The following is a 23,941-nucleotide window of genomic DNA, read 5'->3' as shown; positions in this document are numbered from 1 at the left end:
CCCCACTGCGGGCTGGCTGAGACAGGGAGGTCATGTACAACCATCGAGGAACACATGATCCAGACTCAACCCAGCGCCAGAGCCCTGCTGCCTCTGCTGGTCTTTCTTGCTCTCTTTATCGGTACCGGCACCTGGCTGACCCTGCAGGGGGTCGAGTTCGCCTTCTATCAGCTGCCCGCCCCCGTCGCCGCCCTCCCCGCCGTCATGCTGGCGCTGGTGCTGGGCAAGGAGGGGTTCAACAAGAACCTCGAGACCTTCTTCAAGGGGGTTGGTGACAGCAACATCATGGCGATGTGCCTCATCTATCTGCTGGCAGGCGCCTTCGCCACCGTGGCCAAGGCCACCGGCGGGGTGGATGCCACGGTCGCACTCGGCCTCTCCCTCATCCCCGGCTGGTTCCTGCTGCCTGGGCTGTTCCTCATCTCCGCCTTCATCGCCACCGCCATGGGCACCTCCATGGGCACCATAGGCGCCGTGGCACCGGTGGCGCTCGGCGTGGCCCAGGCCGCCGGCATCGATCCTGTGCTGATGGCGGGCACCATCCTCTCCGGCGCCATGTTTGGCGACAACCTCTCCATCATCTCCGACACCACCATTGCGGCCACCCGCAGCCAGGGCTGCGAGATGAATGACAAGTTTCGCGAGAACTTCAAGATTGCCGCCCCGGCCGCCATCGGGGTGATCCTGCTTTATCTGACCCTGGGGTCGGTCGGGGATGCTCCCGCCACCGAGGCCCATATCGAGCTGCTCAAGGTGATGCCCTACCTGCTGATCCTGGTACTGGCCCTCTCTGGCATGAACGTCTTTATGGTGCTGGGGCTCGGCATTGTGGCCGCTGGCGGGGTCGGTCTGCTGGGGGATTACCCCCTCGGCCAGTTCAGCAAGGACATCTATCAGGGCTTCACCGGCATGCAGGAGATCTTCCTGCTCTCCATGCTGATCGGCGGCCTCGGCGCCCTGATGGAACGCCAGGGGGGACTGGCCTGGATCAGCACCCGCATCAGCGCCCTCATCGCCCGCTTCACCCGTCAGCACGACGGCGAGCAGAACGAGAAGGCGGCCGAGCTCGGCATCGCCGGGGTGGTGGGCCTCACCAACCTCTGCACCGCCAACAACACGGTGGCCATTATCGTCGCCAGCAAGGTGGCCAAGGATCTGGCGGATCACCACGGGGTCACCCCGCGCCGCGCCGCCTCCATGCTCGACATCTTCTCCTGCGTGGTGCAGGGGCTCATCCCCTGGGGCGCCCAGGCGCTGCTGCTGGGCTCCATCTTCGCCCTCTCGCCGCTGGCGGTGGTGAGCATGAGCTTCTACCCCATGGCGCTGGCGCTGGCCGCCCTGGTGGCGGTGTTCGTCAAGCACCAGATGCGCAAAACCGCCCACGCCTGATAGTGCGGCCGCCGGGTCCCACCCGGCGGCCGAGCCGCGCTGTTCAACCCGGCGCGGCCTTGTTAAGGTGATCGCCTGCCAGCGCGATCCACGTATCGCCCCGTCGCCCGTTCATCAGAGGAGCCCCCATGCCGGATACCCAGCCTGAAAGACAATCCCTGCGCCAGCTCATCCGTCAGCGCAGAAAGAGCCTGACCCAGGCCGAGCAGCAGCAGGCGGCCCAGCAGCTGGTTGCCCAGTTCAAGCAGCATCCCGAGATCCTGGCGGCCAAACGTATCGCCCTCTATCTGGCCAACGACGGCGAGCTCAACCCCCTGCCCGCCATCCACTGGCTGTGGGCCCAGCAAAAAGAGGTCTATCTGCCGGTGTTGCACCCCTTCACCCCGGGCCACCTGCTCTTCTTGCGCTACACCGCTACCAGTCCCATGACCCGCAACCGTTACGGCATCGCCGAACCTGAGCTCGACATGCAGCAGGTGGTGCCCCACAGCACCCTCGATCTGATTTGCACGCCGCTGGTGGCGTTCGACGCGGCAGGCAACCGGCTCGGCATGGGCGGTGGCTACTACGATCGCACCCTCGCCTGCTGGCACGAACACAGGCTCGGTCCCAAGCCGCTGGGGATTGCCCACGACTGCCAGCAGGTAGACGCGGTGCCGCAGGAGGAGTGGGACGTACCGCTGCCCCAGATCATCACCCCCAGCCGCTGCTGGCACTTTCCCGACTGAGGCCAGAAGCTGCCTTGCCGCACTGATCGGCTCTTGCTGACACAGCCATGGTGCAATGACATGGCGCAATAAACAGGCAAACGATTTACATCTTGCGGGTTTTTGGCCCGGAACGTGAGCTGGGTGGTCGCTCTGGGGTGGCGCCTTGGATATAATGCGGCCGCTTTTTTCCAAAGGATCGATCATGACTCAAGATGAAATGAAGAAGGCGGCCGGTTGGGCTGCGCTCAAGTATGTGGTTCCCGGCACCATCGTCGGGGTAGGCACCGGCTCTACCGTCAACCACTTCATCGATGCACTGGCGACCATGAAGGACGAGATCAAGGGAGCGGTATCCAGCTCCGTGGCCTCCACCGAACGCCTCAAGGGCTTCGGCATCCCTGTGTATGACCTCAACGAGATCGACGCCCTCTCCGTCTACGTGGACGGTGCCGACGAGATCAACGGCACCCGCGACATGATCAAGGGCGGCGGCGCGGCCCTGACCCGCGAGAAGATCGTCGCCGCCGTGGCCGACAAGTTCATCTGCATCATCGACAACACCAAGACGGTCGACGTGCTCGGCACCTTCCCGCTGCCGGTGGAAGTGATCCCCATGGCCCGCGAATACGTGGCCCGCGAGATCAAGAAGCTCGGCGGCAACCCGGTCTGGCGTGAAGGGGTGGTCACCGACAACGGCAACCACATCCTGGACGTGAAAGGCATGGCCATCACCGATGCCAAGGGGCTGGAAGTGCAGCTCAATGCCATCGTCGGCACCGTCACCAACGGCCTGTTCGCCCACCGCGGGGCAGACGTGGTGGTGATAGGTACTCCCGACGGGGTCATCACCCAATAAGGTTGTCTGCCAAAACGCAGCTCAACGGCATCATGGTAGGCACCGTCACCAACGGTCTGTTTGCCCACCGCGGGGCTGACGTGGTGGTGATCGGCACCCCGGACGGCGTGATCATCAGCTGACCTCCGATGGACAGGATCAGGTCACCCATGATCCCTTCGCAATGCAAGACGGCGCCCCATGGCGCCGTTTTTATTTGTTGCTCAATGAGTTGCAAACCCTCGTTTACAACTATCGTTGAAAACTTCAAAGAATTTGACTTTCGTCACAAATATTCCCTCTCCCCAACGTTTTTGCTACTTTACGGTTTTCTTCACACACCATATCTGCACTCACTTTTGCAAACATAGAGGGATCGTCATGACCGCCAAGTTTTCACTGGACAAGGATAAAATCAAGGTGCTGCTGCTGGAGGGGGTTCACCCCAACACAGTGGAAACCTTTCGTGCCGCAGGTTACACCAGTGTGGAGTATCTGAAGACCTCTCTCTCCGAAGAAGAGCTGATCGAGCGTATTCGTGACGTGCATTTCGTGGGGCTGCGCTCGCGCACCCAGATCACCGAGAAGGTGCTGGATGCCGCCAACAAGCTGGTGGCCATCGGCTGTTTCTGCATCGGCACCAACCAGGTCTCCCTGGATGCCGCCCACCTGCGTGGCATCCCGGTGTTCAACGCCCCCTTCTCCAACACCCGCTCGGTGGCCGAACTGGTGCTGGGGGAGATCCTGCTGCTGCTGCGCGGCATCCCGGAGAAGAACGCCAAGTGCCATCGCGGTGTGTGGGAAAAGCTGGCCAACCGTTCAGTGGAAGCCCGTGGCAAGAAGCTCGGCATCATCGGCTACGGCCACATCGGCACCCAGCTTGGCATCATCGCCGAGAGCATCGGCATGAAGGTCTACTACTACGACATCGAGAACAAGCTCTCCTTGGGCAACGCCATCCAGGTGCCAAGCATGGTCGAGCTGCTCAACATGTCCGACGTCATCAGCCTGCACGTGCCTGAGACCGCCTCCACCAAGGATCTCATCGGTGCCGAGCAACTGCGCATGATGAAACCGGGCGCCATCTTCATCAACGCCTCCCGCGGCACAGTGGTGGACATCGATGCCCTGGCCGACGTCATCAAGAGCGGCCACCTCGCCGGCGCCGCCATCGACGTCTTCCCGGTCGAGCCAAAGTCCAACGACGAGGAGTTCCTCACCCCGCTGCGCGGGCTGGACAACGTGATCCTGACCCCGCACATCGGCGGCTCCACCCAGGAGGCCCAGGAGAACATCGGGCTGGAAGTGGCCAACAAGCTGGTCAAATACTCCGACAACGGCTCTACCCTCTCCGCTGTCAACTTCCCGGAAGTCTCCCTGCCGGGTCACAAGGGCTCCAGCCGCCTGCTGCACATTCACCGCAACCAGCCCGGCGTGATGAACCAGATCAACCAGATCTTCGCCGACGAGGGGATCAACATCGCCGGCCAATACCTGCAGACCAGCAGCCATATCGGCTACGTGGTGATCGACGTGGAGACCGAACACAGCGAGAAGGCGCTGGCCAAGCTCAAGGAGATCGGTGGCACCATCCGTGCCCGTATCCTGCACTGATCAGCCTCACAGCCGTCCAGCAAAAAGCCCGTCGCAACGACGGGCTTTTTTATGATGCAATACTCAACACAGATCTGCGTCGTTGCGCCTTGCCCTCTTCTCCCCTCGCGGGAGAAGGGTTGGGGATGAGGGGGAGATGAAACCACCCTGATCCGGCCCTCTTGCAAAGAGAGCAGGAAAAAACGCGACAGAAAATGAGGCCCGGCTTACCACCAACCCAGCAGGTTGCGGCCTACCAGGGCGCCCCACACCAGGGCGTTCAGGGCCAGCGCGATGAAGACGGCGGCGGAGCCCAGATCCTTGGCGCGACCGGAGAGCTCGTGATGTTCGGAGCCGATGCGATCCACCACCGCCTCGACCGCGGAGTTGAGCACCTCGACGATCACCACCAGCCAGCTGATGCAGATGAGCAGCAGGATCTGATCGAGGGAGTCACCGATCCAGAACGCCAGCGGCATCAGCAGCAGGATCAGCATCAGCTCCTGCCGGAAGGCGGCCTCGTTGATCCAGGCTGACTTGAGCCCCTTCATGCTGTAACCGGTTGCATTGATGATGCGGGTGACCCCGGTTGCCCCTGGCTTTGCCACGCTATCTACCTCATTTGGAATCGTTTTGGGGCTCACATCCTATCAGAGCCCCTCGAGGTTTCCATCAGGGGTTTTTTGCTTTATTTTATCCCTTTGCCTTTTCTGGCACTCAGTCATTGCTACTGCCCACGCCACCCATTTCGAGAATCGAGTCGTATGTCCATTCACACCGATGAATTGCGCACCCGTCGCCTGGAGTCCCTGATCACTCCCAGCGAGCTGGCGCACGCCTTCCCGTTAAGCGACACCGTAGCCCAGAACCTGCTGGATGCCCGCCGCGAAGTGGAAGCGATCCTGGCCGGTGAGGATCAGCGCCTGCTGGTCATCGTCGGTCCCTGTTCCATTCACGATCCGGCCGCCGCCCACGAGTACGCCCTGCGCCTCAATGCCCTGCGCCAGCAGTATAAAGAGAGCCTGTGCATCGTGATGCGCACCTATTTCGAGAAGCCGCGCACCATCGTCGGCTGGAAAGGCCTCATCAATGATCCGCGCCTCGATGGCAGTTTCGACGTCAACGAAGGGCTGAAACTGGCCCGCAAGCTGCTGGTGGACATCAACGCCCTCGGCATGCCCACCGCCACCGAGTTCCTCGACATGGTGACCGGCCAGTACATCAGCGACCTCATCACCTGGGGTGCCATCGGCGCACGCACCACAGAATCCCAGGTGCACCGCGAGATGGCCTCCGCCCTCTCCTGCCCGGTCGGCTTCAAGAACGGCACCGACGGCAACACCCGCATCGCCATCGATGCGGTGCGCGCCGCCCGTCACAGCCACATCTTCTACTCCCCGGACAAGGACGGCAAGATGACCATCTACCGCACCGCCGGCAACCCCTATGGCCACGTGATCCTGCGCGGCGGCCACAGACCCAACTACGACACCGCCAGCATCGATGAAGCGTGTGAAGCGCTGGCCGACGTCGGCCTGCCCGAGCGGCTGGTGGTGGATTTCAGCCACGGCAACAGCATGAAGGATCACCGTCGCCAGCTGCTGGTGGCGCAGGACATCTGCGATCAGTTGCGCCGCGGTCGCACCGGCATCGCCGGCATCATGGCCGAGAGTTTCCTGGTGGAAGGACGGCAGGATGTGGAGAACGGCTGCGCCGCCACCTTCGGCCAGAGCATCACCGATGCCTGCCTCTCCTGGAGCGACACCGAAACCCTGCTGGCCATGCTGGCCGAGGCCGCCCAGGTGCGCCTGCACAAGCTGGGCTGAACAGCCAACAAGCAAAGGGGCCAGTATGTTCGATACTGGCCCCTTTTTCTTGGGCAGCCGACTAGGCCGCGCCCCGCTCCTACAAACTGGGCATAAACCAGACCCGGCCGCCCGCCTCGATGCGCTCGGTCTTGATCTGGAATACCTGCGCCAGCAGCGCCTCGTCCACCAGCTCGACGCCCCCCTCCCGTACCACCCGGCCCTGTTGCAGACAGAGCAGGCGATCGGCCCAGTCGATGGCCAGGTTGATGTCGTGGATGGCGAGCACCACCAGCAGCCCCTGCCCGGCCAGCTGCTTGAGCAGCCGCAGCAGCGCCAGTTGATGGTGCAGATCGAGCCCGGCCAGCGGCTCGTCCAGCAGCAGTATCCGGCCATCCGGGTTGAGGCTCGGCCACACCTGCAGCAGGGTGCGGGCGATCAGCACCCGCTGCTGCTCTCCGCCAGACAGCCGGCTGAAGTCCCGCGCCAGCAAGGCTTCCAGCTCCAGCGCCTGACACAGCGCCTGAATAGCCTCGTTCTGCCTGGCCGCAGGTTGAGCCTCATCGAGCCCCAGGCTCAGCACCTGAAACACCGGGATATGGAACAGCTGGGGCTGGCGCTGAGGCAGCATGGCGCGCCGCTGCGCCAGTTCCGGCCAGCTCAAGTCCGCCAGCGACTCGCCGCCGATGCGCACCTCCCCTTGCCCCGACAAGAGGCCGGCCAGGGCCCCGAGCAGGGTCGACTTGCCGCTGCCGTTGGGGCCGAGCAGGGCCACCAGCTGGCCACCCTGCCAGGCAAGGTCGAGTGGGGCGAGCCGGTTGGCGACGGCGAGGGCGCGGGCCGCCAGCAAGGGAGGCTGGCTCCCGGGGTGATCAGGTGCTGGCATGGGCATCTTGCCTCAACAACAGATAGATGAAGAGCGGGGCGCCGACCGAGGCGGTGATGACCCCGATGGGCAGCTCCCCCGCTCGCAGGGCGGAGCGGGCGATGAGATCGGCCGCCAGCAGCAGGGCGCCGCCCCCCAGCGCCGAGGCGGGCAGCAGGAAGCGCTGATCGCTGCCGCCACACAGGCGCAGCAGATGGGGCACCACCAGCCCGACGAAGCCGATGACGCCGCACAGTGCCACCGCCATCCCGGTGAGCAGGCAGACCGCCAGCACCAGCCGCACCCGCATCTTGTCCACATCGAGCCCCATCAGACGGGCCTGGGTCTCTCCCAGCAGCAGTTGCTGCAGCGCCTTGCCCTGCCAGCCGAGCCAGCCGAGAGCAAGCGGGAACAGCAGCCACCACCAGGCGAATTGCTGGCTGCCATAGGCGAGGCTCCCCATCATCCAGAACATGAATTCACGCAAGGAGCCGTCATCGGCAAAGTACATCAGCCAGGTCATGGCGGCGTTGCTGAGGATGCCGATGGCGACCCCGAACAGCAGCAGCCTGGCATGGCCGAGCCGGGCCCGGCGCGCCAGCCGTATCAGCAGCATGGTCACCAGCAGGGCACCGCCGAAGGCCGCCAGCGACAACCCCCAACCCGGCAGATAGACGCCGAGGGCCTTGGCCACCGCCATCGCCACCATGGCGGCCAGTCCTGCCCCGCTCGAGACGCCGAGCAGGCCGGGTTCGGCCACCGGGTTGTGCAGCATCACCTGCAGCACGGCGCCGCCGCAGGCGAGCGCCGCCCCCGCCAGCAGGGCCAGCAGGGCGCGCGGCAGACGCAGCTCCAGCAGAATACGCTGCTCGAGCTCCCCCAAGGGGTGCCAGGGCAACAGCAGGAATTCGCCCCAGATCAGGGAGAAGAGAAACAGCGCCAGGGTCAGCAGCAGCAGGCCGAGCAACCAGCGCCGCTGCCAGCGCTGCTGGCGGGCGAGCAAAGAGAGATACACAGAGGCTCCCCGAAGGTGAGAGTGACCCGTGCCCGGGCGGCGTCAGCCACCGGGCATCAGCATGAAAAGGTCATGATAACAGCGTGTTACCACCCAAGGTCAAGGCTGGTAAGGCTTGGCGAGGGTGGCGATGTCACCGCTTGCCACCAGCTCCTGCAGGGCCAGCGCCAGCGGTTGCTGCAGCGCCTGGTGGGGGGAGCGCTTGCTCATGCCCAGATAGAGCACCACGGGCTGGGATGGCTGGTAGGCTGCCTTGCGCAGCCCCGCCTCCTTGCCCCGACTCAAGGCATAGTCCACCTGGCAGTCGGTGCCGATCATCAAGGGCAGATGGCCGCGCTGCACCATGCGCAGCAGTTGCTCCTCGGTGGGCACCCCGTGCTTGTCGAGCCGGCTGTCGGAATCGAACGGTTCGAAATAGGCCGAATTGAGCACGTAACCCACCCTGTGCCCCTGCAGATCGGCATAGCTGCGCAGGGTCGAGACCTCAGTCCCCTTGCCATAGAAGGCGGGCCGGCACTGGTAATAGGCCGGCTGCAGATAGTCGATGAAGGTCGCCCGCTCCGCCGTCATGGCCAGCCCGATCATCAGGTCCACCTGACCGGTCTGCATCTGTTTGAGCGCCCGCCCCCAGGGGACCTGCTTCACTTCGAAGCGGATGCCGCTGCGCCGCTGCAACTGCTGCAAGATATCCATGTCCAGTCCGCCCAGCCGACCGTCCGGCATTTCAATTCGAAACGGTGGCCAGACATCGGTGGCTACCGTCAGGGTCGGCGCACCGTGCACCTGGCAGGCAAACAGCAGACCAAGCACACCCCAGCTTGTCTTGCCCATCTCGTACAACCCTCTGTCTCTTCATCCTTGATGGATTAAAAATACCCTGCCGCCCCACTTATGAGAACCCATGGTTCGGCGATAAAATGCGATTGATTTTAAAGGAGAACCTAATGAACCCTATCTTTACCAGCATCGGCCTGCTGCTGTGCAGCAACGTCTTCATGACCTTCGCCTGGTACGCCCACCTCAAGAGTATGAATCACAAACCCTGGATCATCGCCGCCCTGGTGAGCTGGGGAATAGCGCTGTTCGAATACCTGCTGCAGGTACCCGCCAACCGCATCGGCCACACCGTGCTCTCCGTCGGCCAGCTCAAGATCCTGCAGGAGGTGATCACCCTCACCGTGTTCGTCCCCTTCTCCATCTTCTATCTGAAAGAGGATCTGAAATGGGATTACCTGTGGGCTGGCCTCTGCATCCTGGGCGCGGTCTTTTTTGTCTTTCGCGAGAAACTCACCGGCGCCTGACGCTGTACACTCAATAACATCCCCAGCAAGGCATCTCCTTGATAGACGAGGCAAAAACCATGGAATTGCGAGACATGCTACAGATCCTGGCCAAGCAGGACGGCTCAGACCTCTATCTGTCGACCGGCGCGCCCCCCTGTGCCAAGTTCAACGGCGGCCTGCGCCCCTTGAGCGAGACGCCGCTCGAGCCCGGCGAGGTGGCCAGCATAGCCGACGCCATCATGGACGGCGAGCAGAAGCAGCAGTTTGAAAAGGAGCTGGAGATGAACCTCGCCATCTCCCTGCCCCAGATAGGGCGCTTTCGGATCAACATCTTCAAGCAGCGCAACGAAGTCTCCCTGGTGGCGCGCAACATCAAGACCGAGATCCCCCGCTTCGAGGATTTGAAACTGCCCACCGTGCTGCTCGACACCATCATGGAGAAACGGGGGCTGGTGCTGTTCGTCGGCGGCACCGGCTCGGGCAAATCCACCTCGCTCGCGGCCCTTATCGACCATCGCAACCGCAACAGCGGCGGCCACATCATCACCATCGAGGATCCGGTGGAGTTCGTGCACCGCCACCGCAAGAGCATCATCAACCAGCGGGAGGTGGGGGTGGATACCCGCAGCTTCCACGCCGCCCTGAAAAACACCCTGCGCCAGGCGCCGGACGTGATCCTTATCGGCGAAATTCGCGATCGCGAGACCATGGAGCACGCGCTGGCCTTCTCGGAAACCGGCCACCTGGCCATCTCCACCCTGCACGCCAACAACGCCAACCAGGCGCTGGACCGCATCATCAACTTCTTCCCGGAAGAGCGCCGGCCCCAGCTGCTCAACGATCTTGGCAACAACCTCAAGGCGTTTGTCTCCCAGCGGCTGGTGAAAACTACTGATGGCGGCCGCCGGGCGGCGGTAGAGATCATGCTGGGCACCCACACCATCCGCGACATGGTCAAGCGCGGCGAGTTTGGCGGCCTCAAGGAGGTGATGGAGAAGTCCAAGGCCCTCGGCATGGTCACCTTCGACAGCGCCCTGTTCGATCTGGTGGTGGAAGGGGTGATCGACGAGGAGGAGGCAGTGAAGAACGCCGACTCGGCCAACAACCTGCGCCTCAAGATCAAGCTGTGGAAGGAGAAGGGCCAGATCGCCAGCAGCAGCGATGCCACCGGCTGGAGCCTGGAGCCCACCAAGGACGAGAAGGACGATCTGTTCTGACCCGTCTCCCCCTTGTGCCTGCAAACACCCGCCCCGGCGGGTGTTTTCATATCCCGGCTGCCTCCCCCCTCCTCGCTCGCCCGTAGCAGACAGCGACATCTGGTGAACGAACGGCCCATCTGCGACAAAATCTGTCACCAAAAATGACAAAACCATCATTTGACCGAAAAACCGTGCGAGAAGTGTGAGTGAAAGCTCTTTCATACCGGCTTCAAAGGAGGCACTATCAAAGGGTTCTATCAATAAAGGGGTATTAAATGTCGTTACAACCTGCCAATACAGCACAGTCAAGACAGTTGCTGAACGAGACCATGGCCTTGGTTCTCGCAGGAGGGCGGGGCAGTCGCCTCAAACAGTTGACGGACAACAGGGCGAAACCGGCAGTACACTTCGGCGGCAAGTTCCGCATCATCGACTTCGTACTCTCCAACTGCATCAACTCCGGCATTCGCCGGGTCGGAGTGGTGACCCAATACAAATCCCACAGCCTGCTGCGCCACCTGCAGTCCGGCTGGTCCTTTTTGCGCTACCAGATGAACGAGTTCATCGACCTGCTGCCCGCCCAGCAACGGGTGGACGAGGTCACCTGGTATCGCGGCACCGCCGATGCGGTCTACCAGAATCTGGACATCATTCGCGATCACGGCCCCAGGTATGTGGTGGTGCTGGCGGGGGATCACATCTACAAGATGGATTACGCCGCCATACTGCTCGATCACGTCAACATGGGGGCCAGGGTCACGGTGGCCTGCATCGAGGTGCCGCGGGATGAGGCGAGCGCCTTCGGGGTGATGGCGGTGGATGGGGATCGCAAGATCAACGCCTTCGTCGAAAAACCCGCCAACCCGCCCGCCATGCCGGGCAAGCCCGATACCGCGCTCGCCTCCATGGGGATCTACATCTTCGAAGCGGACTACCTCTACCAGTTGCTGGAAGAGGATCTCGCCAACCCGGCCTCCCACCACGATTTCGGCATGGACGTGATCCCGCGGGTGGTGCAAGAGGGCACCGCCTACGCCCACCCGTTCAGCATGTCCTGCGTCGGCTGCTGCCCGCAAAAGCGCCCCTACTGGCGTGACGTGGGCACGGTGGATTCGTTCTGGGAGGCCAACATGGATCTCGCCTCCGTCACCCCCGAGCTCGACATCTATGATCAGGACTGGCCCATCTGGACCAGCCAGAACATGACCCCGCCCGCCAAGTTCGTGCAGGACAGAAACGGCCAGCACGGTATGACCATCAACTCCATGTTTGCCGGCGGCACCATCGTCAGCGGCTCCTTCATCGTGAGCTCGGTGCTGTTTACCAACGTGCGGGTCGACTCCTTCTGCACCCTGGATCAGGCGGTGATCTTCCCCGGAGTCGAGATAGGCCCGGGCTGCCGGCTGCGCCGGGTGGTGATCGACAAGGGCTGCAAGCTACCGGAAGGACTGGTGGTGGGGGAAAACGCCAGCGAGGATGCCCGCCGCTTCTACCGCTCCGAGCAGGGGATAGTGCTGGTCACCCAGGAGATGCTGGCCAGGCTGTGATGCCGCCGCGCCGGCAAACGGGAGCCCTGTCGGCTCCCTTTTTACATTTGCTTACCGCTCGCGCCTTGTCCGGCCGCCCCCGGTGCGTGCTACTCTGCCCTCGGCCCTTGCCTTCGTCTCACCATGGAATCACATATGAAAAAACTGGATGTTGCCCGCCTTGCCAGCCTCGCCGACGAGGCCGCCCACTCCCCGCGCCTGCGCATGAACCACAACCTGCATCAGGAGCTGGCCGACCCCATCCAGCGCCTGGCCATCGCCATGGAGCCGGGTACCTACATCCGCCCCCATCGCCACCTGCAGACCTGGGAGCTGCTCACCTCGCTGCAGGGCCGCTTCGTGGTGCTCAACTTCGATGACGAGGGCACCGTCATTGCCCGCGCCGTGCTGGGGGAAGAGACCTCGGTGCTGGAGACCCCGGTCGCCAGCTGGCATGCGGTGCTCTCTCTGGATCCCGGCGCCGTCATCTTCGAGGTGAAACACGGTCCCTATGCTCCTTTCCGGGAAGAGGACTTCGCCCCCTGGTCACCGGCGGTGGACGACATCCAGGGCCAGCAGGCGCTGATGGCCTGGTATCGCCACGCCGAGGTGGGCCAGCGCTGGCCGGGGCGCTGATCTGCCCCCCTTCTACGCCAATCCAGCGAACAGGGCGAACACGCGCCCATAAAAAGACCCGCCAGCGGCGGGTCTTTTTTTATATTCGAATGCGGGCTATCGGGCGTGAGCTCAGCCCTTTTGCACCAGACCAATCTGGCCCGGCTCGCACCACTCGAACATCACCTCCTGGCTCTTGCCACAGCAGGAGCCGCCGCACACCTGAGTCTCCCGCTTGGCGACCCGCCCCTTGCGCATCCAGACGCCGAGCATGGCCTCCACCGCATCTTCCGAGGTGTGGAAGTGGCGGGCCAGCTCGCGCCGGCTCGCCTTCTGCTGCGCGGCGAGGTACTCCCCCAGCTCGCGCAGGATCATAGGGCCACCACCTTGCGCGCCACTATGTCGCCGTGGCGACGGCCCAGCCACCAGAGCAGCAGCAGGGAGAGGCCGTAGCTCGCCACCCAGAACAGGCTCTGTTCGGGGTGGGCGGCAAAGGTGGCCAGCTGATAGAAGACGGTGGCACACATGAAGGCCATGTAGTTGCACCAGGCGGCGGTCAGCAGGGCCCATTGGCGGCCGGTCTCCCGCACCAGGGCGCCCATGGCGGCGGCGCAGGGCATGTAGAGCAGCACGAACAACAGGTAGGCGAAGGCACCGGCCGCCCCGTCGAAGTGGCTCTGCATGTTGCCGTAGGTGGAGACGTCCACTTCCTGCGCCTCGGCGGCAGCCTGCTGGTCATCCAGATTGCCCACCGCCAGCCCCATGGGGTCGGTCGGGTCGATGTCGGCCAGATTGGTGGCCACTGCGGCGATCGCTTCCTGGAAGCTGTGCACCAGGGAGAACTCGCTCGCCTCCTCCTCCCCGTCGCCGCTGCCGGCGTAGAGGCTGTTGAGGGTACCGACCACCGCCTCTTTGGCGAAGATGCCGGTGACGATGCCGACCGTGGCCTGCCAGTTGTCATCGCGCACGCCGATGGGGTGCAGCACCGGGGTCACCGCCTGGCTGATTTTGCTCAGCACCGAGCTCTCCTGATCCTGGTGGCCGAAGCTGCCATCGGTGCCGAGCGAGTTGAGCACGCTCAGCACGGCGACGACCAGCACGATGGTTTTACCGGCGCCGAACACGAAGGACTTGAGCTTCTGCCAGGTCTTGATGCCGACGTTGACCGGGCGCGGCCACTCGTAGTCCGGCATCTCCATCAGCATGGAGTCGCTCTTGCCCGGCAGCAGGGTGCTGCGCAGCAACAGGCCGGTGAGTACCGCCACCAGGATGCCGATGAGGTAGAGACCGAACACCAGGTTCTGGCCCGACTCGGGGAAGAAGGCCACCGCGAACAGGGCGTAAACCGGCAGGCGAGCACCGCACGACATGAAGGGGGCCATGGCCGAGGTCATCAGCCGCTCGCGCTCGGAGTTGAGGGTGCGGGTCGCCATCACCGAGGGCACGGTGCAGCCAAAGCCCATCAGCATGGGCACGAACGCCTTGCCCGGCAGGCCGAGGCGGCGCATCAGGGCATCCACCACAAAGGCCGCGCGGGCCAGGTAGCCGGAGCTCTCCAGCACCGCCAGGAACAGATAGAGGCAGCCGATCACCGGGATGAAGGTGGCGACGGTCTGCAAGCCCACCCCGAAGCCGTCCGCCAGGATGGCCCCCAGCCAGTCCGGCGCATGGACCAGTCCCAGCAGGTGGTGCACCCCGTCGACAAACAGGGCACCGCCCATGATGTCGAAGAAGTCGATGAAGGCGCTGCCCACCTTGATGGCGAACATGAACATCAGGTACATCACCAGCAGGAAGAAGGGGATGCCGAACCAGCGGTTGAGCAGCACCCGATCGAGCCGCTCGCTCTGGGCCGCGCTGAGCTTGCCCTTCTGCTGGCACGCCTGGGCGGCCCACTGGTGGATGTGGCCGTAGCGGATATCCGCCAGTTGCAGGTCCACATCCTGCCCGTGGTGAGCGCGGGCCACCACGTTGGCGGCGGCGGCCTGCTGGCCGGGCAGCAGGGTCTCCTGCATCACCGCATCCTCTTCCAGCAGGCGCAGGGCGCGGCCGCGGGCAGTGAGGTGGTGCGGGGCGAGCAGGGTCTCGAGCTCCGCCAGATCTTTTTCAAGATCTGTGCCGTAGTCCAGCAACAGCGCCGGCTGCGGCTGGCCGATGAACTGCTGGATCTGGTTCTTGAAGGCGGCGACCTGCTGGCGATTGTGGGCCGAGAGGGCCACCACCGGGCAGCCGAGGGCCTTGGCGAGCTTGCTCTCGTCGATGGTGATGCGCCGCTTTTGCAGGATGTCCATCTTGTTGAGCACCACCACCATGGGCAACCCCAGCTCGCGCAGTTGCAGCGTGAGGTAGAGGGAGCGCTCCAGGTTGGCGGCGTCGATGACGTTGAGCAGCAGATCCGGCTGCTGGCCCTCCACGAAGCGGCTGGCGATCTGCTCGTCCAGGCTCCCCTCCTGGTTGGCCAGGCTGTAGATGCCGGGCAGGTCCATCAGTTTGTAGTCGTGGCCCTGGACACTGAATTCGCCCATTTTCTTGTCGACGGTGACGCCGCTCCAGTTGCCCACCTGCTGGCGGGCCCCGGTCAGGGCGTTGAACAGGGAGGTCTTGCCGCTATTGGGGTTGCCGACGGTTACCAGGGAGTAGTTCATACCGGTTCGACCTCGATTTGCTGGGCAAGGCTTTTTTGCATGGAGAGGCAGATCCCCTGACACTGGATCTGCAGCGGATCCCCGAGCGGGGCCGCGCGCAAAAAGATGACTTCAGTCTGGGGCAGCAAGCCCATCACCATCAGCTTGCGCCGCAGGGGACGGGTCAATTGATTCATGTTCTTGATGCGAGCACTCTGTCCCGGTGACAACTGCGCGAGTACCATGACTGACTCCTGAAGTTAAACAATAATAATTCTCTTTTACTTGGGGCATTATAATCCGTGTTTTCAACGCTTATTTGAGTAAAATCAAACTCCGCTTAGCTAACCCACAAATAACTGCCATGAGTCACGACAACAACAGCCGTCTGGTTTACAGCACGGACGGCGGCATCATCAAAGAACAGAGCCAGCCGCAATCCGCCTCCCCCTTCCCCACCGATGGGGTGGTGCGCATCCGCCGCGAAACCAAGGGGCGCAAGGGCGCCGGGGTCATCACCATCCACGGCGTACCGGCCGACCAGCAAAAGAGCATCGCCACCCTGCTCAAGAAAAAGTGCGGCACCGGCGGCGGCCTCAAAGAGGGGGTGATCGAGATCCAGGGGGATAAACGGGATCTGATCAAGGCCGAGCTCGAGAAGGCCGGTTTCAGCGTCAAGCTGGTGGGTGGCTGATCCCCGCTCGCCCGGCTTGCGTCACTTTCGCTTTTTCCCTAGAATGCCCGCTCCCATCGAGGGGGAGTAGTCTCGCCAGCCGGCCCCAAACCGGTTCGCGACCCTGATCAACATACTTGGTGCCAACTCACCATGGTCAGGGTGATCCACGCCAGCCGCGGATTTGACAAGACCTTTGACGGGCCAGTGCCAATACCGGGGACGGATGGCGCAGGCTTGTCTCAGGTATAACAATTCCGTCCCCCGGTCATTTTTATGGAAGCCTTGTTAACCTCAACCCTCAGCGTGGCCATCGCCGAAATCGGCGACAAGACCCAGCTGCTGGCGCTGTTGCTCATCTGTCGTTTTCGCAAGCCCTGGCCCATCATCGCCGGCATGCTGGCGGCCACCCTGCTCAACCACGCCGGCGCCGCCTGGCTTGGCGAGTTCATCAGCCGCTGGCTCGATCCCAAGGTGATGACCTACCTGGTGGCCGGTGCCTTCATCGCCATGGCCGCCTGGATCCTGGTGCCGGACAAGATGGACGACGAGGAGAGCCCGCTCGACAAGTACGGCCCCTTCATGGCCACCTTCGTGCTCTTCTTTATCGCTGAAATCGGCGACAAGACCCAGATCGCCACCGTGCTGCTGGCGGCCAAGTACGACTCCCTGACCCAGGTCATCACCGGCACCACCCTCGGCATGATGCTGGCCAACGTGCCTGTGGTGCTGCTTGGCAAGCTGGGGGCCGATCGCCTGCCCCTCAAGGGGATCCGCATCGCCTGCGCCATCCTGTTCGTGGGCCTCGGAGTGAGCACCCTGCTATTCGCCTGACCCGGCCGGATCAGAAGGTGGCGAGGCAAGGGTGAGCACTTGCCGACGCCACTCCCGCGCCCATGTCGTCTCTTTGCACGCAAGCCCCGTCCTCTGGCGGGGCTTTTTGCTGCCCGCATGGCGGGCCTGCGGCGCCCGCAGACGGGGGCTGCCAACCGGCGCCATGGCCGTGGCATAATGCGGCAAACCTGATGGAGCATCCCATGCACTTCACCTCAAGACAGGCGCTGCTCGACTGGGTCAGGCGCGGGCGTCTCGACCGGGCCCAGTTGCCCGCCGCCCTCGCCCTGTGCGAGCTGCCCCCCGGCCCTGCCCGCTGGCAGTGGCTGTTCGATCGGCTGCTGCTCTGGCTTGGCAGCCTGTGTCTCGGCGCCGGCCTGGTGTTCTTCGTCGCCTTCAACTGGCAGGAGCTGGGCCGCCTCTCGCGCCTCGCCCTGCTGGAGCTGCCACTGCTCGCCATGCTGCTGTTGCTGTGGCGCAAGCCCCTCGCCGACAGCCAGCGCCAGGCGCTGCTGCTCGCCATCGCCCTCAACATCGGTGCTCTGCTGGCGCTGGTGGGGCAGACCTACCAGACCGGCGCCGATCCCTGGCAGCTGTTCGCCATCTGGGCGCTGATGCTGCTGCCGCTGGCGGCGCTCGGCCAGAGCCCGCTGCTGTGGACCTTGAGCTGGCTGCTCGGTCAGCTGGCGCTGGTGCTCTACTGGCGGCTCGGCCTGTTCAACTTCTTCTTCGCCTTCGATGAGGAGGCCCTCGGCTGGAGCCTGACCCTGTTCAACACCGCCCTCTGGGGCATACTGCTGCTGGTGCCCGCCCGCTACCGGCTGATGCCCTCCTGGCTGGCGGGGCTGGCCGCCGGGCTCGGCGTCACCCTGCTGACCCTGCTGGCGCTGTTCGATGCCGCCTCCCCCTGGGTCTGGCCGGCCTGGCTCGGCTGGCTGGCGGCCGCCTACCTGCGCTGGCACCACAGGTTCATCGCCGGGCTCGCCATGGGCTGCCTGAGCCTCATCGTGGTGCTGCTGACCGCGCTCGGCAAATGGATGGAGCCGGACGTGGACGGCTTCCTGCTGCTCTGCCTCATCGCCATCGGCCTGTCGGTGGCCGCCAGCCGCTGGCTGCAACAACAACGGAGGTCCCATGAGTGATCTGACCCCCTGGCAGCGACTGCAACGGGCCCGGCTGGTGGAAGGGGATGCCCCCCGCGACGACCAGCCCCACTGGTCGAGCCGCTTTCTGCTCGGCATGGTGGGCTGGATTGCCGCCCTGTTCCTGCTGTTCTTCCTGTTCATGTCGTTCTCCCAGCTCACCCGGGATGCCGACAGCGCCCTGCTGATGGGCGCCGTGCTGATGGCCATCGCCTTTTGCCTCAACCGCTTCGCCACCCTCAGCGATCTGTGGGATCAGTTCGTGCTGGCGCTGGCGCTGGCCGGCGACGCCTGGCTGCTCTACGGCCTGCTCGATCGGCTGGATCTGCACTCGGCCCCGCTCTGGTTCGGTCTCGCCCTGCTGTCGCTGGCCATCGCCGCCCTGTTCGAGCACTGGCTGATCCGGCTGTTCCACAGCTTCGCCACCGCCATCCTGCTCACCCTGGGCCTCGCCTGCCTCGGCCTGCAACTGCTGGCCCTGCCGCTGGTGATGACGGCGGTTGCCCTCAGCTGGCTGCAGGCAGAGCGCGATCCGGCGCGCCATCAGCTCTATGAATCCCTCACCCTGGGGCTGGCGCTCTCCCTGCTGGTGCTGGGGCGCCTGCACCACCCGCTGTGGGAGGGCGGCGCCAGCATGCTCGACGAGCTCGGCCACTCCCGCCTGCCGCTCTGGCTCAACCCGCTGCTCTGCGCCGCTCTGTTGCTGGGGCTGATGGTCAGGCTGAAACTGCCGCTGCTGTACGGGCTGCCACTGGTGCTGCTCAGCGCCCTCATCCCCGGCATGGGGGCCGGCGCCCTGGTGCTGGTGCTCGGCTTCTATGCCGGCAGCGTCGGCCTGATGACCCTGGCCGGCCTGCTGCTGGTCGGCTTTGGCTCCCTCTATTACTACGATCTGGGGCTGACCCTGATGACCAAATCCTGGCTGCTGCTGGGCTCGGGCGCCCTGCTGCTCGGCGCCCGCCAGCTGCTCAAACGGCTGAGCCCACGGAGCCCCTCATGAGACGACTCGCCTTGCTGCTGACCGGTATCACCATCCTGGCGGCCATCAATGTCACCGTCTGGCGCTACGAGCACGCCATGAGCAGTGGCGAGGTGGTGCTGCTGCGCCTCGCCCCGGTCGACCCGCGCTCCCTGATGCAGGGGGATTACATGCGCCTCAACTACGAACTCGCCCGCCAGCTCGGCAACCGGCGCCACGACGAGGCCCCCGCCGATACCCTGGTGATCCGCCTCGACGAGCAGCAGGTCGCCAGCTGGGTGGAAGGGGGCAAGCCGGAGCAGCTGGCCCGCGATGAGCGGCGGCTGCAGGTGCGCCAAAGCGATGGCCAGTGGCGCATCGGCCCCGACGCCTACTTCTTCGAAGAGGGCACCGGCGAACAGTACGAGGCGGCGCACTACGGCGAATTTCGCCTGCAGGAGAGCGGCAAGGCCCTGCTGGTTGGGCTGCGCGATGAGCAGCTAAAACCGCTGGGCAACCCCAGAGCGCGCTGGTAACTGCTGGCAATATCAGGCTTTTTTGCCCACACTTGGGCAAGATGATCGCCCGCGCTACGCCAAGGATTACCCATGAGGAGAGGTTTTTTCGGTTGTCTGCTGCTGTTGTCATGCCTTGGCACGGCGCAGGCCGAGCTCGGCAAGCTGGAGTACCTGACCGAGGAGTATCCCCCCTACAACTTCACCGATGCCGCCGGCCAGCCCGCTGGCCTCGCGGTGGAGCTGCTGCAGCGCATCTGGCAAAACACCCAGACGCCCCCCCAGCCCATCCGCATCCTGCCCTGGGCGCGGGGTTACTACCTGCTCACCCAGAAACCCAACGTGGTGCTCTTCTCCACCGCCCGCACCGACACCCGCGATCCCCTGTTCAAATGGGCCTGCCCCATCGGCCACGCCGAGTACGTGTTGCTGGCCTACAAGCGTCGCCCCATTACCCTGAGCGCCGTCGAGCAGATCAACGACTACCGCATCAGTGCCGTGCGCTCCGATGCCTCCGAGCAGTTGCTGCTCAACCGCGGCATGGACGAGAACCGCATCATCCCCGCCAACCGGCTGAGCCAGGGGCTGAAGATGCTGGTGTCGGGCCGCGCCGATCTGCTGGCGACCGGCAAGCTGGCGGGCTACGACGCCATCAAGGAGCTGCAGCTCGATACCAAAGCGTTCACTGTGGCCTTCGTACTGGATGCCGAAGAGCTCTGCTACGCCTTCAGCCGCCAGGTGGATGACGGGGTGATCAAGCAGTTTCAGCGCGCCCTCAACCAGGCGCTCGCCTCGCCGGACTATCAGGCCCTGCGGCGCCAATACATGCCGTGAGCCGTGCCACGGCTGGCGATTTGGCCGGCTTTGATAACACTTGAGAGTGACGCAACACCCCACCAGGATGGCCAAAATGAAAAAATGGACCGGATTCGCCGCACTCGTGTTTGCCACCCTGGCCCAGGCCAGTCCCGAGCTTGGCAAGCTGCACTACCTCAGCGAAGAGTACAAACCCTACAACTTCTCCAATGAGGCGGGCGCCCCCACCGGGCTCGCCGTCGAGCTGCTGCAACAGGTGTGGAAGAAGACCAACACCCCGCCGCAGACCGTCACCATCATGCCCTGGGCGCGGGGTTACTACCTGCTGACCCAAAAACCCAACGTGGTGCTCTTCTCCACCGCCCGTACCGAGGCGCGGGATCCCCTGTTCAAGTGGGCCTGCCCCATCGGCTACGCCGAGATCGTGCTGATGGGGCTGGCCAAGAACCCGGTCAAGATAGCCAGGCTGGAAGATGCCCAGCAGTACAACATAGGGGCGGTGCGGGCCGACGTGGGGGAGCAGCTGCTGCTCAACAACGGCTTCGACGAGCAGAAGATCCTGCCGGCCAACCGCCTGCCCCAGGCGCTCAAGATGCTCACCTCGGGCCGGGTCGATCTCATCTCCACCAACAAGACCACCATGCTGGATCTGATCGCCTCCCAGCAGCTGGATCCCGCCCAGTTCAAGGTGTTCTGGATGTTGAGCTCGGAACAGTTCTGCTTCGCCTTCAGCCACCCGGTGAGCGACGAGCTGGTCAAGGAGTTCCAGAGCGGCCTGACCCAGGTGCTGGCCAGCAGCGAGTTCCAGCAGATCCAGAGCAAGTACTTCCCCGCCCGCTGAGGGGCGGCATGAAGAAGGGGCCCAGCGGGGCCCCTTTTGTTTGCCTGTCTCACCTGCGCGTCAGCTCGGCCGGCGACGCTGGCGCTTGACCTCGTACATGCAGGCATCGGCCAGCCTCAGCGCCTCGTCCACCGTGCTGAGGGCCGGATCGATGGCCACCACCCCCACGCTGGCGCCGGCATAATGGAGCGCTCCGGTGGGCAGCTCGAGCGACACCAGGCTCGCCTCGAACAGCCGGCGCTGAAAGCCATGTACCGCCATCACCTGCGGCTCGTCGCCGCACGGCGGCCCCATCCCCACCGCCACGAACTCGTCGCCCCCCACCCGCGCCAGCAGATCGCCGCCACGCAGCACGCAGGAGAGCGCCGCCGCCACCCGTTGCAGCAACAGGTCGCCCGCATCGTGGCCGTGGGTGTCGTTGATGGCCTTGAAGCCGTCGAGATCGATAAAGCCTATCAACAGTGGATGCTCGACCCGCTCAGCCAGCGAAAAGAGGCGGTTGAGCTCGAGCATCAAGGCCCGCCGGTTGGGTAGCCCGGTCAGCGGGTCGCTCAGCGCCTGGCGCGACAGCTCGTTGTTGGCCTGCTGCAGCTGCTGCAGCAGCTGTTCGCGCTCCACCTGCTCGGCGATGAGCCGGGCGAAGAAGGCAATCAGGTGATCCGAGCCCGCCAGCAGCGGCTTGTGTTCGGCGCTGGCGGCGCACAGGGTGCCATAGAGGGAGCCGGAGGGGGTGCGCACCGGGCAACTCAGATAGGTGCGAATGCCAAGGGCCTGCGCCGCCTGGGAATCCCCCCAGCAGAGCGCTACATCGTCGGTGTAGAAGCGCCCCTCGTCGAGGGCCCGCCGGCAGAGGGTATCGCCCCAGGCCACCGAGGCCCCCTCGGGGATCTGCAGGTCGGCGCTGTTGCGGGCATAGCGGATATGTTGGGTGTCGTGACCAAGGTCGATTTCGGTCAGATAGGTGGATTCGAGCCCGGTGACCGTTTCGAGCATCTCCAGCAGCGGGCGGGTCAGGCTCTCCAGATCCCGCGCCCCGGTCACTTGCAGCGACAACGCCTGCAATATTCTGTCCATGCACACCTCCCTGCTTGCATGTCTATTCCTGAAACCATAGCCCCTTCACCCACCGCCCGCCCCCATCGCGGCGCTATCTCTGCGCTTTTGCCGCCCTTTGTCGCCGAATGACCCTCGATTGTCCAGCAACGTGCTCCGTTTGCAGCCAACGAGATATAACCCCATCTGAGGGGCAATCAGCGCCCACTGCCGAAGCAAGCGGTGCCTGTCGTGCGAAGCTTTTGGCTGCGGCGGCTTGCCGGTGGCGCTCAAGCGGGCGAGCTCGGTATCGTGATGGCCCCTGTCGCTGACCACCTTTATTCATGGCGCTCCGCTGCCATTCCCCTCACTCGGCTCGCCACTCGGTTCAGCTCTCGGCTTGCAACACATCCCCGTATCTACGCTCGGCTATCAGCTGGGCTCGGGGCTCGGGGCTCGGGGCTCGGGGCTCGGGGCTCGGGGCTCGGGGCTCGGGGCTCGGGGCTCGGGGCTCGGGGCTCATCTTCCATCACACCCCGGCCACGGGTCAACCGCCGGTTGCCACTTTGCAGCAAAGGAGAAAAACCATTCAATTCTGATGGTTGCATCACTAATTTCATGGATTTGGATGGCCCCGCCGAAGCGGGTTCCGTAAGATGACCATCGGCCCCTGTTGGGCCCGAGTATTCATGGATGGTCAAGGGCGCAAGGTGGCGGCGACAGTCAGGGGCGGCAGCGTCTTTGGCGCAGACCAGCCGGTCTCCCGCGCCTGCGGCAAGGTGCGAGGGTTGCACCCTCGACGGCTGCTCTCGTCAGCCCCGGGGCTCCATCCCCTCTCCCCTGTGGGAGAGACGTTTGGATCAATGGGTGGGGTTGTGTAGGGTCGATTAGCGAAGCGTAATCGTCCGCGGTAACCGTCCCCTCCCCCCTGCGGGAGAACGGTAGGGTGCAATAAGCGAAGCGCATTGCACCGGGGTAAATGATCCCCTCGCCCCTTGGGGGATAGGGCTTGGGATCAATGGATGGGGTCGAGTAGGGTCGATTAGCGGAGCGTAATCGTCCGCGGTAACCGTCCCCTCTCCCCTTGCGGGAGAGGGCTAGGGTGAGGGGTCACTAGCCTGATTGGCATGGCTGCGCCATGCAGGACACGAGGACTCCGTCCTCGACGGGGTTTCGCCGCCGCTGCGCGGCTTGGCGAGTGACTTTTCTTTGCGTGGCCAAAGAAAAGTCACCAAAAGAAAGGCCACCCCCGCTTGTTCGTCCTCCTGCGTCGGGTTCCCTCGGTTCACCCGTTTGTCCCACGGCACGCGCCGATGGGCCATCCCTGGCCCAGCGCCGCTCGCTCGGCGTCCTTCCTCGCGGCCTGGACAAACGGGCTCACCTCGGCGAACAACAGGGGGCAACCTCGTACCTTCAGCCCCGAGGCCAGTTAACAGCCTCCAATCTATTCGGGGCAATGATCGGGAGGGTTGTTATCTCTGATCGGGCCGCTCATCCATCCAATGGTGATAGCCAGATGTCGCGCCTATGCAATAAACATTATCGGCATGGTTTCACAGGTTGAAAAATCATAGTGAATACAACAACAAGTGGCACGGGAATTCAGATAATAAGTGCGACACTCATGGATGAATGGCGAGAGGTGGCCAACTGCTGATTGGTGGTACCCTT

General features: G+C 64.0%; 24 protein-coding genes. 16 read left to right on the top strand and 8 right to left on the bottom strand.

The genetic code is table 11. The features are described from left to right. Nucleotides 1-54 precede the first annotated feature (54 nt). From PG897_RS18590 to serA, 4 genes are all read left to right on the top strand, one after another. Nucleotides 55-1,389 (top strand): Na+/H+ antiporter NhaC family protein, encoded by a 1,335-nt coding sequence (locus PG897_RS18590; protein ID WP_270829242.1) that lies wholly within the window; start codon nucleotides 55-57, stop codon nucleotides 1,387-1,389. A gap of 128 nt (nucleotides 1,390-1,517) precedes the next feature. After that, complete coding sequence (locus PG897_RS18585) at nucleotides 1,518-2,117, top strand: 5-formyltetrahydrofolate cyclo-ligase (protein ID WP_005302612.1); 600 nt, start codon at nucleotides 1,518-1,520, stop codon at nucleotides 2,115-2,117. Nucleotides 2,118-2,301: 184 nt separating this feature from the next. After that, the gene (gene rpiA, locus PG897_RS18580; RefSeq protein ID WP_017766696.1) at nucleotides 2,302-2,955 is read left to right on the top strand and encodes a ribose-5-phosphate isomerase RpiA; all 654 of its coding nucleotides are present in this window, start codon (nucleotides 2,302-2,304) and stop codon (nucleotides 2,953-2,955) included. Between the two features lie 360 nt (nucleotides 2,956-3,315). After that, nucleotides 3,316-4,548 (top strand): phosphoglycerate dehydrogenase, encoded by a 1,233-nt coding sequence (gene serA / locus PG897_RS18575; RefSeq protein ID WP_005302616.1) that lies wholly within the window; start codon nucleotides 3,316-3,318, stop codon nucleotides 4,546-4,548. A 206-nt stretch (nucleotides 4,549-4,754) separates the two neighbouring features. Here serA and PG897_RS18570 read toward each other — a convergent pair whose 3' ends face one another. After that, entirely contained in the window at nucleotides 4,755-5,135 is a 381-nt protein-coding gene (locus PG897_RS18570; RefSeq protein WP_010633544.1) for a diacylglycerol kinase, read from the bottom strand. A gap of 156 nt (nucleotides 5,136-5,291) precedes the next feature. Here PG897_RS18570 and PG897_RS18565 point away from each other — a divergent pair, with 156 nt between their 5' ends. Next, entirely contained in the window at nucleotides 5,292-6,353 is a 1,062-nt protein-coding gene (locus PG897_RS18565; RefSeq protein ID WP_005302620.1) for a 3-deoxy-7-phosphoheptulonate synthase, read from the top strand. Between the two features lie 79 nt (nucleotides 6,354-6,432). On the opposite strand, the gene PG897_RS18560 is transcribed toward PG897_RS18565, so the two are convergent. From PG897_RS18560 to PG897_RS18550, 3 genes are all read right to left on the bottom strand, one after another. After that, nucleotides 6,433-7,218, bottom strand: a complete 786-nt coding sequence (locus PG897_RS18560; protein WP_192897132.1) for an ATP-binding cassette domain-containing protein — start codon at nucleotides 7,216-7,218, stop codon at nucleotides 6,433-6,435. Further along, a complete protein-coding gene (gene btuC / locus PG897_RS18555; protein ID WP_042052043.1) occupies nucleotides 7,205-8,212 on the bottom strand; it encodes a vitamin B12 ABC transporter permease BtuC in 1,008 nt (335 codons plus the stop codon). The genes PG897_RS18560 and btuC overlap by 14 nt, the downstream gene beginning before the upstream one ends. Before the next feature lie 99 nt (nucleotides 8,213-8,311). Next, nucleotides 8,312-9,043 (bottom strand): substrate-binding periplasmic protein, encoded by a 732-nt coding sequence (locus PG897_RS18550; protein ID WP_024942579.1) that lies wholly within the window; start codon nucleotides 9,041-9,043, stop codon nucleotides 8,312-8,314. A 113-nt stretch (nucleotides 9,044-9,156) separates the two neighbouring features. Here PG897_RS18550 and PG897_RS18545 point away from each other — a divergent pair, with 113 nt between their 5' ends. The 4 genes from PG897_RS18545 to PG897_RS18530 all read left to right on the top strand — a co-directional run bounded on the left by PG897_RS18545 (nucleotide 9,157) and on the right by PG897_RS18530 (nucleotide 12,856). Then, the gene (locus PG897_RS18545) at nucleotides 9,157-9,513 is read left to right on the top strand and encodes a DMT family protein (protein WP_005302630.1); all 357 of its coding nucleotides are present in this window, start codon (nucleotides 9,157-9,159) and stop codon (nucleotides 9,511-9,513) included. 59 nt (nucleotides 9,514-9,572) lie between these two features. After that, nucleotides 9,573-10,712 (top strand): type IVa pilus ATPase TapW, encoded by a 1,140-nt coding sequence (gene tapW / locus PG897_RS18540; protein WP_017766703.1) that lies wholly within the window; start codon nucleotides 9,573-9,575, stop codon nucleotides 10,710-10,712. Between the two features lie 257 nt (nucleotides 10,713-10,969). After that, nucleotides 10,970-12,241, top strand: coding sequence for a glucose-1-phosphate adenylyltransferase (gene glgC / locus PG897_RS18535; protein WP_201882352.1), 1,272 nt, complete (start codon nucleotides 10,970-10,972; stop codon nucleotides 12,239-12,241). A 135-nt stretch (nucleotides 12,242-12,376) separates the two neighbouring features. Next, nucleotides 12,377-12,856, top strand: coding sequence for a WbuC family cupin fold metalloprotein (locus PG897_RS18530; RefSeq protein WP_065017832.1), 480 nt, complete (start codon nucleotides 12,377-12,379; stop codon nucleotides 12,854-12,856). Between the two features lie 111 nt (nucleotides 12,857-12,967). On the opposite strand, the gene PG897_RS18525 is transcribed toward PG897_RS18530, so the two are convergent. From PG897_RS18525 to PG897_RS18515, 3 genes are read right to left on the bottom strand one after another with little or no spacing between them, the layout of a single operon-like run. After that, on the bottom strand, nucleotides 12,968-13,210 hold the full coding sequence (locus PG897_RS18525; protein ID WP_005302637.1) for a FeoC-like transcriptional regulator: 243 nt from the start codon (nucleotides 13,208-13,210) through the stop codon (nucleotides 12,968-12,970). Next, nucleotides 13,207-15,480, bottom strand: coding sequence for a Fe(2+) transporter permease subunit FeoB (feoB, locus tag PG897_RS18520; protein ID WP_201882360.1), 2,274 nt, complete (start codon nucleotides 15,478-15,480; stop codon nucleotides 13,207-13,209). The genes PG897_RS18525 and feoB overlap by 4 nt, the downstream gene beginning before the upstream one ends. Further along, on the bottom strand, nucleotides 15,477-15,704 hold the full coding sequence (locus tag PG897_RS18515) for a FeoA family protein (protein WP_019840265.1): 228 nt from the start codon (nucleotides 15,702-15,704) through the stop codon (nucleotides 15,477-15,479). The genes feoB and PG897_RS18515 overlap by 4 nt, the downstream gene beginning before the upstream one ends. A 119-nt stretch (nucleotides 15,705-15,823) precedes the next feature. On the opposite strand from PG897_RS18515, the gene PG897_RS18510 reads away from it, so the two are divergent. From PG897_RS18510 to PG897_RS18480, 7 genes are all read left to right on the top strand, one after another. Further along, entirely contained in the window at nucleotides 15,824-16,153 is a 330-nt protein-coding gene (locus PG897_RS18510; protein WP_010633535.1) for a translation initiation factor, read from the top strand. A 255-nt stretch (nucleotides 16,154-16,408) separates the two neighbouring features. Then, entirely contained in the window at nucleotides 16,409-16,966 is a 558-nt protein-coding gene (locus tag PG897_RS18505) for a TMEM165/GDT1 family protein (RefSeq protein ID WP_010633534.1), read from the top strand. 203 nt (nucleotides 16,967-17,169) lie between these two features. Continuing rightward, nucleotides 17,170-18,108: a DUF2157 domain-containing protein gene (locus PG897_RS18500; RefSeq protein ID WP_270829240.1), complete on the top strand. Its 939-nt coding sequence runs from the start codon at nucleotides 17,170-17,172 to the stop codon at nucleotides 18,106-18,108. Continuing rightward, nucleotides 18,101-19,108: a DUF4401 domain-containing protein gene (locus PG897_RS18495; protein ID WP_201882364.1), complete on the top strand. Its 1,008-nt coding sequence runs from the start codon at nucleotides 18,101-18,103 to the stop codon at nucleotides 19,106-19,108. Before PG897_RS18500 ends, PG897_RS18495 begins: the two co-directional genes overlap by 8 nt. Then, a complete protein-coding gene (locus tag PG897_RS18490) occupies nucleotides 19,105-19,602 on the top strand; it encodes a GDYXXLXY domain-containing protein (RefSeq protein WP_201882366.1) in 498 nt (165 codons plus the stop codon). Before PG897_RS18495 ends, PG897_RS18490 begins: the two co-directional genes overlap by 4 nt. A gap of 72 nt (nucleotides 19,603-19,674) precedes the next feature. Then, the gene (locus tag PG897_RS18485; RefSeq protein WP_201882368.1) at nucleotides 19,675-20,415 is read left to right on the top strand and encodes a substrate-binding periplasmic protein; all 741 of its coding nucleotides are present in this window, start codon (nucleotides 19,675-19,677) and stop codon (nucleotides 20,413-20,415) included. Between the two features lie 76 nt (nucleotides 20,416-20,491). Continuing rightward, nucleotides 20,492-21,238 (top strand): substrate-binding periplasmic protein, encoded by a 747-nt coding sequence (locus tag PG897_RS18480; RefSeq protein ID WP_005302657.1) that lies wholly within the window; start codon nucleotides 20,492-20,494, stop codon nucleotides 21,236-21,238. A 60-nt stretch (nucleotides 21,239-21,298) separates the two neighbouring features. Here PG897_RS18480 and PG897_RS18475 read toward each other — a convergent pair whose 3' ends face one another. After that, on the bottom strand, nucleotides 21,299-22,312 hold the full coding sequence (locus PG897_RS18475) for a GGDEF domain-containing protein (RefSeq protein ID WP_201885386.1): 1,014 nt from the start codon (nucleotides 22,310-22,312) through the stop codon (nucleotides 21,299-21,301). Between the last annotated feature and the right edge of the window lie 1,629 nt (nucleotides 22,313-23,941).

The sequence above is a fragment of the Aeromonas sp. QDB20 genome, from assembly GCF_027707805.1.
Lineage (GTDB): Bacteria > Pseudomonadota > Gammaproteobacteria > Enterobacterales > Aeromonadaceae > Aeromonas > Aeromonas dhakensis.
Note: the sequence above shows the minus strand (reverse complement) of the source record. Positions and strands in the feature narration are given on the sequence as shown.

Coding starts and splice junctions, on each gene's coding strand:
- PG897_RS18530 (WP_065017832.1), top strand. CDS start 12,377: ATGAAAAAACTGGATGTTGCCCGCCTTGCCAGCCTCGCCGACGAGGCC.
- PG897_RS18590 (WP_270829242.1), top strand. CDS start 55: ATGATCCAGACTCAACCCAGCGCCAGAGCCCTGCTGCCTCTGCTGGTC.
- PG897_RS18495 (WP_201882364.1), top strand. CDS start 18,101: ATGAGTGATCTGACCCCCTGGCAGCGACTGCAACGGGCCCGGCTGGTG.
- PG897_RS18560 (WP_192897132.1), bottom strand. CDS start 7,218: ATGCCAGCACCTGATCACCCCGGGAGCCAGCCTCCCTTGCTGGCGGCC.
- PG897_RS18480 (WP_005302657.1), top strand. CDS start 20,492: ATGAAAAAATGGACCGGATTCGCCGCACTCGTGTTTGCCACCCTGGCC.
- PG897_RS18545 (WP_005302630.1), top strand. CDS start 9,157: ATGAACCCTATCTTTACCAGCATCGGCCTGCTGCTGTGCAGCAACGTC.
- PG897_RS18510 (WP_010633535.1), top strand. CDS start 15,824: ATGAGTCACGACAACAACAGCCGTCTGGTTTACAGCACGGACGGCGGC.
- PG897_RS18565 (WP_005302620.1), top strand. CDS start 5,292: ATGTCCATTCACACCGATGAATTGCGCACCCGTCGCCTGGAGTCCCTG.
- serA (WP_005302616.1), top strand. CDS start 3,316: ATGACCGCCAAGTTTTCACTGGACAAGGATAAAATCAAGGTGCTGCTG.
- rpiA (WP_017766696.1), top strand. CDS start 2,302: ATGACTCAAGATGAAATGAAGAAGGCGGCCGGTTGGGCTGCGCTCAAG.
- glgC (WP_201882352.1), top strand. CDS start 10,970: ATGTCGTTACAACCTGCCAATACAGCACAGTCAAGACAGTTGCTGAAC.
- PG897_RS18515 (WP_019840265.1), bottom strand. CDS start 15,704: ATGGTACTCGCGCAGTTGTCACCGGGACAGAGTGCTCGCATCAAGAAC.
- PG897_RS18505 (WP_010633534.1), top strand. CDS start 16,409: ATGGAAGCCTTGTTAACCTCAACCCTCAGCGTGGCCATCGCCGAAATC.
- feoB (WP_201882360.1), bottom strand. CDS start 15,480: ATGAACTACTCCCTGGTAACCGTCGGCAACCCCAATAGCGGCAAGACC.
- PG897_RS18525 (WP_005302637.1), bottom strand. CDS start 13,210: ATGATCCTGCGCGAGCTGGGGGAGTACCTCGCCGCGCAGCAGAAGGCG.
- tapW (WP_017766703.1), top strand. CDS start 9,573: ATGGAATTGCGAGACATGCTACAGATCCTGGCCAAGCAGGACGGCTCA.
- PG897_RS18485 (WP_201882368.1), top strand. CDS start 19,675: ATGAGGAGAGGTTTTTTCGGTTGTCTGCTGCTGTTGTCATGCCTTGGC.
- PG897_RS18550 (WP_024942579.1), bottom strand. CDS start 9,043: ATGGGCAAGACAAGCTGGGGTGTGCTTGGTCTGCTGTTTGCCTGCCAG.
- PG897_RS18490 (WP_201882366.1), top strand. CDS start 19,105: ATGAGACGACTCGCCTTGCTGCTGACCGGTATCACCATCCTGGCGGCC.
- PG897_RS18475 (WP_201885386.1), bottom strand. CDS start 22,312: ATGGACAGAATATTGCAGGCGTTGTCGCTGCAAGTGACCGGGGCGCGG.
- PG897_RS18500 (WP_270829240.1), top strand. CDS start 17,170: ATGCACTTCACCTCAAGACAGGCGCTGCTCGACTGGGTCAGGCGCGGG.
- PG897_RS18585 (WP_005302612.1), top strand. CDS start 1,518: ATGCCGGATACCCAGCCTGAAAGACAATCCCTGCGCCAGCTCATCCGT.